Raw genomic sequence first — 8,497 nt, forward strand, 5'->3', positions numbered from 1 at the left:
CGCGATCGCGCTCGCCCGCCGCACCCTCGGCACGATCAAGGTGAACCTGTTCTGGGCCTTCGCCTACAACGTCGCCGCGATCCCGCTCGCGATGGCCGGCCTGCTGAACCCAATGATCGCCGGCGCCGCGATGGCCCTTTCCTCGGTGTTCGTTGTCAGCAACAGCCTGCGCCTGCGCACGTTCCAGCCTCGCTGACCGGCGGACACCGAGCCCGCCGCCCGCCTACACTCACCCGCATTACCCCTCCGGGGTATAGCAGCTCGGGAAGGAGATCGAATGTCCGGGTACATCACCATCGGCATCGTGCTCGGCGTCGCACTGCTCGGCATCGCCGCCCTGATGCTGCTGTCTCGAGCGACAGCGGTCGCTCCGATTCGCAAAGACGTGCTGCCGTTCGGGTCCGGGTGGGATCTCCAGGAACACGCGCTCTCGCGCTTCCACACCCGCTGGTACCCAATGACGCTGGTGTTCCTCGCGTTCGACGTGGAAATGCTCTTCATGTACCCGTGGGCTGTCGTTGTCGCGCAGATGGGTGCAGAGGCGGTCATCGAGATGTTCGTCTTCCTCGGGGTTCTCCTGGCGGGTGTCGTCTGGGCCTGGCGGGAAGGAGCGTTCCGATGGGTGTGACCACGGATCGCCGCCGACCGCTGCATGTGCTCCTCGTCGAGGTGCCCGGCAACGGTGCAGCCCGGATTGCACTGGAAGCAGCGGCTGCGTCCGCCGGTCATGTCCTGGCCACCCACCCGGCCGAAAGCGACGTCCTGCTCGTGTGCGGAACCCCCGGACCAGAGATGCGGACGGTCATCGACCGCGTGTGGGATCAGATGCCCTACCCGAAGCACCGGGCGGCACTGACCAGCCCCGACGAAATCGGCACCGTCTTCACGACCGCGCAGGACTCACTCACGGACCGACGTGCACAGCGCTCCGCCGCTCGCGAGGATGGGATCGATGGCCGGCACCTCGCCGAGGACGGCCCCGACCACGAACATCCCAACGACGAGCACCCGGACGACACCGACGAATCGATGCATGAACACGACATGCCCATGGGCGGTCACGACCACATGTCGATGGATCACATGTCGATGAGCGGTCCGGGCGGCTACCCACTCGCCGACGGGGCGGATGATCGGGACGGGCTGGAGATGGACGTGCTGCACCGGCGACTCGGTCCGATCCTGCCGGTCTGGCCAGCTGGCGTGATCCTGGACGTGACGCTCACCGGCGACACCATCACCGACGCCTCCGCCTCGGTGATCGATGTCGACGACCACAAGCGGGGGGAGCCACAGAGCGGCGCGGCCTCCGCGCTCGACCAGGCCGCCCAGATACTCGCCGTCGCCGGATGGGATGCCGTGGCAGCCCGGACGCTCCGCGTACGGGATCTTGCCGTGACCGGCCGCCGGGACCAGGCGCGGGAACGCATTCGGCCGCTGCGCCGCCGGATCGAGCGCTCCGTGATGCTCCGCTGGTCCCTGCGCGGCCTCCAGGTTCGACCCGACATCGACGTCCGCACGGTCCTCCTCACTCGACTCGAGCGCGCAGACGCCGCACTCAACGGACGTCAGTTCGAGCCGGAACCGGCGACGCCGGTAGATGAGATCCCATCCCTGGTTAAAGGACGCGACATCGGCAGCGCCCGCCTCATCATTGCTGCGCTCACCGTGTTTCCCATGCCTCGCGCGGACTCGGCCGATGAGGTCGGCACGACGAGACGGCATCAGCATGGTTGATGTCGGAAACGCCCTATGGGCACTCGTCCTGCCCGGCGTCGTCCTCGTCCTCGCCATCCTGGCCGCCAGCGGCAACGCCGCCCTGGCAGCACGAGACCGCGGGATACCGGTGCATGTTGGGGTCCTCTCGCCGTTCCGGGAAACCGGCCGGCTCCTCCGCCAACAACGTCGATCCGTGCTCGGCGCGGACTCCCTTCTGTGGCGGATCGGCGGGTCCGGGCTAGCCGTCGCCGCGTTCCTCGCCGCTCTCGCCGTTCCCGTCGGCGCTCTGGTACCACTGGACATTCCGGTCGGCGTGGTGTGGTTCAACGCCGTCGACGTCTCCCTCTGGGCCTTGTGGTGGCTGCTCGGGTGGGGCGGCAACAGCGTGCACCCGCTGATCGGCGGGTACCGGTTCCTGGCGCAGGCCCTGGCGTACGAGATCCCGCTGATGTTCGCCCTGACCGCCCCCGCCATCGGTGCGCAGAGCCTTCGGCTGACCGACGTGGTCGCCGCGCAGCAACCGATCTGGTTCGCCCTGACAATGCCGGTCGCGTTCATCGTCTACTGCGCCTCCGTCACCGCGTTCTCCGCCTGGGGTCCGTTCGCGTTTCCCGCCGGCACAGACATCGCCGGCGGTGTCCTCGGGGAACTCTCCGGCGTCGACCGACTGCTCGTTCTCGCCGGCAGATGGTGTCTGCTCGTGGTCGGCGCCGCATTCGCGGTGCCGATGTTCCTCGGCGGCGGAGCTGGTCCGTTGCTTCCGTCGGCGCTATGGGTGCTGTTGAAGACGTGTTTGCTGCTCGCCGTGTTCTTGCTGCTCGGACACGCGATGCCCGCGATCCGGCCGCAGCGGCTCGCGGAGCTGGGCTGGGTTGTCGTGTTGCCGCTGGTGCTGCTGCAACTGCTGGTCACGTCGGTGCTCGCCGTGATGGGGAAAGGATGACCGGGATGGCAACGATCGTGTTCTGGGTCGCGGCGGTCGTCGCGGTGCTCGCTGCCGCCGCAGTGTTCCGGGTGGACTCGATGGCGCGCGCGACGTACGCGCTGGCGGTGTCGTTCATCGCCGTCGGCGTCACCGTGCTGGTGCTGCACCTGGACTTCATCGGGGTCATCACGATCCTGATGATGGTGATGGAGATGGCCGTGATGGCGGTGTTCATGGTCTCCTATATGGGCATGAACCCGGCGCTGATGCCAATGGATATGACCCACAGCAAACGCCCCGCGGCAGTGATCGCGGCCGCCGTGTTCGTCGGCCTCGCCGCAGCCGCGCTCTTCATCCCGTGGCCAGCCCGTGCCGGGACCGCGGCGGCGGACACCACCCGTGCCCTTGGCGAGGCGATCATGAGCTCGAAAATGCTGGTGATGCTGACGATCAGCCCGATCCTGTTCGCCACGATCATCGCCGCCCTCGTCCTGGCGAACCCTCGTGGCCGGTACGACCGGCTCGGGGACGACCTCCAGAATGCCCCCGCTGACCCGGAGCCGGGAGGTGTCGGACGATGACGCTGCAACTCGTTCTGCTCGTCGTGGCTGCGCTGTTCGCCATCGGACTGTACGGCGCGATCTCGCAGCAGGTGGTGGTGATGGTGATGATGGGCATCGAGGTGATGATCAACGCCGTCATCCTCGCCGCCGCCGCGTTCTGGTGGTACCTCGCACCGACGGTCGATGGGCAGGTGCTGCTGCTGGTGATCATCGCGGCGATGACGATCGAGATGGCGATGGGCTTCGCGGTTGCGACGATCCTGCACCGTTCCCGGAACTCCGACATGACCGATTCTGCGACGGACCTCAGCCAGTGAGCGCCGCGCTGATCACCGCCATCATCCTGCCCGCCCTCGTCGGAGCCGCACTGGCGACAGCTGGACGCTTCGCCGAACGGATCGCCGTTCCCGTCAGCCTCTTCACGGCAGCGGTCATGGCGATCGCAGCGACCATTGCAGCCATCACGGGTGCCGAGGTGACCGGCGGGGTGCCTGCGATGCTTGGCGCCCCTGGCCCGGATCTCCGCGTCGACGCGCTGGCCGCTGTCGTCCTGCCGACCGTGGTATGGATCGGATTCCTCGTCCTCGTGTTCGCGACTGCGGACCGGACCCGACCGGCGGCGCGGTTCCACGGGCTGATGCTGCTCTTCCTCGCTGCCGTCGTCGTCACCGTGACCGCAACCGGCCTGCCATTGCTCCTCGCCGCATGGGAGGTGATGGGCGCCACCTCCTACGCGCTCATCGGATTCCGCTGGCAAGACCGGAACCGCGTCGCCGGTGGATTCACCGCGTTCACTGTCACCCGCGCCGGGGACCTCGGCCTGTACCTCGCCGCTGGCGCCGTCGTCGCCGGCGGCGGCTCCTGGTCGCTGACCGCACTGCAGTCGCTGCCAGGCCCCTGGGTGCACGTCGCTGCCGCAGGATTGCTCGCTGCCGGCTTCGGGAAGGCAGCGCAGCTGCCGTTCTCGTTCTGGATCTCCCGCGCCATGGAGGGCCCCAGCGCGGTGAGTGCGCTGCTGCACTCCGCAGCGATGGTCGCCATGGGCGGGTACCTGCTCCTCCGCGTCGAACCGCTCCTGAACGTGACCGGCTGGGCAGGTCCGACGGCGGCGTGGCTGGGCGTCACGACCGCGATCGTCCTCGGTGTCATCGCACTGTCGCAGCGGGACGTGAAGCAGGTCCTCGCCGCGTCGACGGCATCCCAGCTGGGGTTCGTCGTCCTCGCCGCTGGCGTCGGCTCGGTCAGCGGCGGCACCGCGCAGCTCGTCGCACACGCCGCCACGAAAGCGCTGCTGTTCCTCACCGCGGGCGCATGGCTGACGGCCACCGGGACGAAACAATTCACCGGTCTCCGCGGCGTCGCCGCCCGCTGGCCCGCGGTCGGCGTCCTCGCGACCGTCGGTGCGTTGTCGCTGGCCGGCCTGCCACCGTTGTCGCTCTGGTACGCCAAGGACGTCGTCCTCGCCGCAGCATTGGAGGAAGAACCCTGGTTGTATGCGGCGGGCCTGGCCGGAGCGGCACTTGCAGCGGCTTACTCCGCCCGGATCATCGCGCTGCTGTGGCGGCGTGCCGGCACACCGGAAGCGTCCTGGGACGACGAAGAGCGCGGCACCCGGCGGGTGCCACGCCTCGCGGTCGTCCCGATGGTGGTGCTTGCCGTTGCCGCAGCCGGACTTGCGCTTCTCGGCACACCGCTGTTGCATCCGATGCTCGCTCCGCTTTCCGTGACGTCGGTGTCGTGGCCGGAGCTCGCGGCGTCCGGGGCAATCGCGGTGGTCGTGGTCCTGTTGACTCTGTGGCGCACACCCACAGTCCGCAGTGGGATGCACTGGTTCGGGCTGGAGCGGGCAGCCGTTGCCGTCATCGCCACGCCGACACTGCGACTCGCCGCCGCGCTCGCGCGTCTGGACGACCGCTACGGCACGGCAGTCGATCGGTCGGGCCGTGCGCTCGAGCAGACCGCCCGAGCCGCGCGCGCTCTTGATCAGCGTGGCCCCGCCGCCGTGACGGGGTGGATCGGTTCCGCCGTCGCGGTCCTCGGTCGACTGGCTCGGCGACCGCAGACCGGCCAGGTGCACCACTACTACATCGGCGCGACCGTGACCGTCGCTGCCGCAGCTGTCCTGCTCTTGGTCGTGAGGTGATCGTGCTCAGTCTGATCGTGTTCCTTCCCGTTGTCGTCGCGGCGGTCCTCGCCCTGACGCGATCGATGTCCGGACGGGCAGCCGCGTGGGTGTGGCTGATGACGAGCATCGTGGAGCTCGTCCTCGGGGTCCTCGCGTCCATCCCCGGATCCACCGCGTCGGGGCTGCGCTGGGAGGAGCGGATGGAGTGGATGCCGAGCGTCGGCACCAGCTACCACCTCGGTGTTGACGGTTTTTCCGCCCCGTTGCTGCTCCTGACCGACGTTGTGTTCCTCGTCTGCGCGCTCTGGGCGATGCGGGACACTGACCGGCCCCGCCCGCAGGCTGCACTCTTCCTGTCCCTCCAGACCACGTGTCTTGGGGTGTTCGCCGCGCAGGACCTGCTCGTGTTCTTCGTGTTCTTCGACCTGTCCATCGTCGGCATGTACTTCGTGATCGCCGGGTGGGGACACGGCGACCATCAGCGGTCCGCGTTGCGGTTCTTCCTCTACACATTCCTCGGATCCCTGGCGCTGCTGCTCGGCTTAATTGGCCTTTACCTTGGCTCCGCACCGCACACGTTCGACATGGTCGAGCTCACCCGGAACGGCTTCACCGGCACACCCCTGACCGCCGGCGCCGTTCTCGCCGCGCTCGTCGTGGGTTTCGCGGTCAAGACCCCCACGGTGCCGTTCCACTCCTGGCTGCCACCGGCACATACCGACGCACCCGCCATTGGCTCTGTCGTCCTCGCGAGTGTCCTGTTGAAGATGGGCACGTACGGGTTCCTCCGCATCGCGATGCCGATGCTCCCGGACGCGTGGAGGTCCTGGTCCTGGGTGATTGTCATTGTCGGCATCGTGTCCGTGCTGTACGGAGCGCTCGTCGCGCTCGCGCAGACGAACGTGAAGCGGTTGATCGCGTACACCTCGGTGAACCACATGGGCTACGTCGTGCTCGCCGTCGGCGCCGCGGGCATGACCGGGGCAACCTCTGCGCAGGCGCAACAGCTGGCGATCACCGGCGCGACCGTGCAGATGGTGTCGCACGGACTCATCACCGGGGCGCTGTTCCTCCTCGCGGGCGTCCTCCACGACCGGCGGGGCAGCTACGAGATCAGCGACTACAGCGGCCTCGCGAAGCCCGCCCCACGGTTCTCCGGACTCTTCGCCATTGCCGCGTTCGCGTCACTCGGGATCCCCGGCTTCAGTGGCTTCATCGCCGAGTTCCAGATCTTCGCCGGCAGCATCGGTGCAACAGCAATCGCCGCGATCGCGCTGCCAGGGATCCTCATCACCGCAGCCCTGTTCCTCCGCACCGTGCAGAAGCTGCTCACCGGACCCACGGAACACCTCGCCGACGGATTCACCGACGTCACCGCTCGGGAGACCGTGACGGTCGGGGCGCTCCTGCTGCTCTCCCTGGCGATTGGTGTGGTACCCGGACCGTTGCTGCAGCTCATCGCTCCCGCCGCCCGACAGCTCGCCGCACTGGTCGGAGGTCCCGCGTGAACATGAACTACGGCGCGCTCCTGCCGGAGATCATCATGATGGGCGGCGCGATCGTCGCGCTCCTCGGCGGCAGCTTCCTGCCCCGACGCAGGCAGGCGCTCGTGACCTGGTTCGCGATCGCCGTGGCGTGCGGCAGCGCCGCTACGGCCGCCGTGAGCACCGGACCACCGACCGTCTTCAGTGACAGCTACGCGCTCGACAACGCGACAACGACGATCAGGATCCTCGTACCGTTGGCGACCGCGGTCGTGATGCTCATCGGGCGACAGGAGTTCCGTGGCTCGGCTCGGGAGAGTGAGACCGCGTCGCTGCTGCTCCTCGCGGCACTCGGCACGGTCGTCCTCGCCGGCGCCAACGACCTGCTCATCGTCGCCACCGGGTTCCTCCTAGCGACCGTGCCGCTCTACGCGTTGATCGGACTGTCCCGATCCCCGGCCGCAGCCGAAGCGACCATGAAGACGTACCTGCTGGGCGCGATCTTCGGCGTCGTGATGCTCTTCGGCATCGCCGTCCTCGTCGGTGTCGCCGGCGGCAGCACCTACCCTCAGCTTCAACAGGCGCTGCCACACGTGCCGGCGGCAGCGGTCGCGCTCGGGTTCATCGGGGTCCTCGCCGGCCTGCTGTTTAAAGCCGGATCGGTCCCGGGACATTTCTGGGTTCCGGATGCTGCCGAGGGCGCCGGTATCGGCATTGCCGCGTTCATCACCACCGTCCCGAAGCTCGGGGCGCTGATCGCACTGGCACGCGTCGTCGACGTCATACCCGGCACCGTGAACGCGCCGCTGCTGGTCGGTGTGCTCGCCGCCGCGGGCATGATCCTCGGCACCCTCGCGGCATTCTGGCAACGCAGCGCGCCGCGACTCCTCGGCTGGTCCACGGTCGGGCAGGTCGGGTTCCTGCTGATGCCCGTCGCCGTGATCGGCGTCGAACCGTCGGCGCGCGCCGCCCTGCTGATGTACCTGGTGTTCTACGCCGTGACGAACCTGGCCCTGTTCGCCGCGGTAGCCGCGCTCCCAGACCGCATGACAATTCCCTCCTGGCGCGGAGCGGCACGGGAACATCCCGTCATCACCGGTGTCGTCCTGGTCGGCCTGCTGAGCCTTGTCGGGACACCACCAACCGCCGTCTTCGTGGGCAAGCTCGCCGTGTTTACTGCTACTTGGCGGGGCGGGATGCCGTGGCTGGTGGTCATCGCCGCTGCCGTCTCGGTCGCGTCGCTGTTCTACGCCCTCCGTTGGGTGTCAATGGCTTTCCAGGCATCGGAGGAACCTCGGTCTCACTCCGCCGCAGTTCATCTGCAGGCGGTCACTGCCGTGACGCTTGGTTTAATGATCATTGTTGCCGTCGCCAGCAGTCCGCCCCTCTTGCAGTTGTGAGACTCGCGGCCGCCAAGCTCCTCGTTTGCTGCTTGCGGGATGTCGACCGTTGGCAGGCTGAACCCTGCCTTTCCAGTGCGCGCCAACAGCCAGGCTTTGGATCGGTTTTTTGTGCCCAGATGCCTTGCCGTGTTCAGCGTGCTCCTGGGCTACTCACTGATGGCTGTTCTGGGCTCCCTCGCGTTCTCCCTGGTGATCGCGTTCATCGTGACCACCCCGGTGAACCGGTGGATGATCAGCCGCGGTCTCGGCCACGCCGTCGTCCACGGTCACCACTGACC

At 68.0% G+C, this 8,497-nt stretch carries 10 protein-coding genes; all 10 read left to right on the forward strand.

Going from position 1 to position 8,497, the window contains the following annotated elements; translation table 11 throughout:
- Positions 1-196 (forward strand): hypothetical protein (locus DEJ00_RS18040; protein ID WP_146248018.1); only part of this gene is annotated, 196 nt, incomplete at its 5' end.
- Between the two features lie 81 nt (positions 197-277).
- Positions 278-628 carry an NADH-quinone oxidoreductase subunit A gene (locus DEJ00_RS18045; RefSeq protein WP_096897501.1) on the forward strand — a complete coding sequence of 117 codons (351 nt, stop codon included), beginning with the start codon at positions 278-280 and terminating at the stop codon, positions 626-628.
- On the forward strand, positions 619-1,737 hold the full coding sequence (locus DEJ00_RS18050; RefSeq protein WP_146248019.1) for a hypothetical protein: 1,119 nt from the start codon (positions 619-621) through the stop codon (positions 1,735-1,737). The genes DEJ00_RS18045 and DEJ00_RS18050 overlap by 10 nt, the downstream gene beginning before the upstream one ends.
- The gene (locus DEJ00_RS18055; protein ID WP_096897499.1) at positions 1,730-2,662 is read left to right on the forward strand and encodes an NADH-quinone oxidoreductase subunit H; all 933 of its coding nucleotides are present in this window, start codon (positions 1,730-1,732) and stop codon (positions 2,660-2,662) included. The genes DEJ00_RS18050 and DEJ00_RS18055 overlap by 8 nt, the downstream gene beginning before the upstream one ends.
- 5 nt (positions 2,663-2,667) lie before the next feature.
- Positions 2,668-3,225: an NADH-quinone oxidoreductase subunit J gene (locus DEJ00_RS18060; RefSeq protein ID WP_255252558.1), complete on the forward strand. Its 558-nt coding sequence runs from the start codon at positions 2,668-2,670 to the stop codon at positions 3,223-3,225.
- A complete protein-coding gene (gene nuoK / locus DEJ00_RS18065; RefSeq protein WP_092091742.1) occupies positions 3,222-3,524 on the forward strand; it encodes an NADH-quinone oxidoreductase subunit NuoK in 303 nt (100 codons plus the stop codon). Before DEJ00_RS18060 ends, nuoK begins: the two co-directional genes overlap by 4 nt.
- Complete coding sequence (locus tag DEJ00_RS18070) at positions 3,521-5,350, forward strand: proton-conducting transporter membrane subunit (protein ID WP_111058320.1); 1,830 nt, start codon at positions 3,521-3,523, stop codon at positions 5,348-5,350. Before nuoK ends, DEJ00_RS18070 begins: the two co-directional genes overlap by 4 nt.
- Positions 5,351-5,367: 17 nt before the next feature.
- On the forward strand, positions 5,368-6,840 hold the full coding sequence (locus tag DEJ00_RS18075; RefSeq protein WP_258373731.1) for a NuoM family protein: 1,473 nt from the start codon (positions 5,368-5,370) through the stop codon (positions 6,838-6,840).
- A gap of 2 nt (positions 6,841-6,842) precedes the next feature.
- Complete coding sequence (locus DEJ00_RS18080) at positions 6,843-8,216, forward strand: NADH-quinone oxidoreductase subunit N (protein ID WP_111058322.1); 1,374 nt, start codon at positions 6,843-6,845, stop codon at positions 8,214-8,216.
- A 159-nt stretch (positions 8,217-8,375) separates the two neighbouring features.
- Complete coding sequence (locus DEJ00_RS18745) at positions 8,376-8,495, forward strand: DUF4396 domain-containing protein (RefSeq protein ID WP_220038899.1); 120 nt, start codon at positions 8,376-8,378, stop codon at positions 8,493-8,495.
- The last annotated feature ends 2 nt before the right edge of the window (positions 8,496-8,497 follow it).

It is taken from the genome of Curtobacterium sp. MCLR17_039, from assembly GCF_003234745.1.
In the GTDB taxonomy this organism is placed as follows: Bacteria; Actinomycetota; Actinomycetes; order Actinomycetales; family Microbacteriaceae; genus Curtobacterium; species Curtobacterium flaccumfaciens.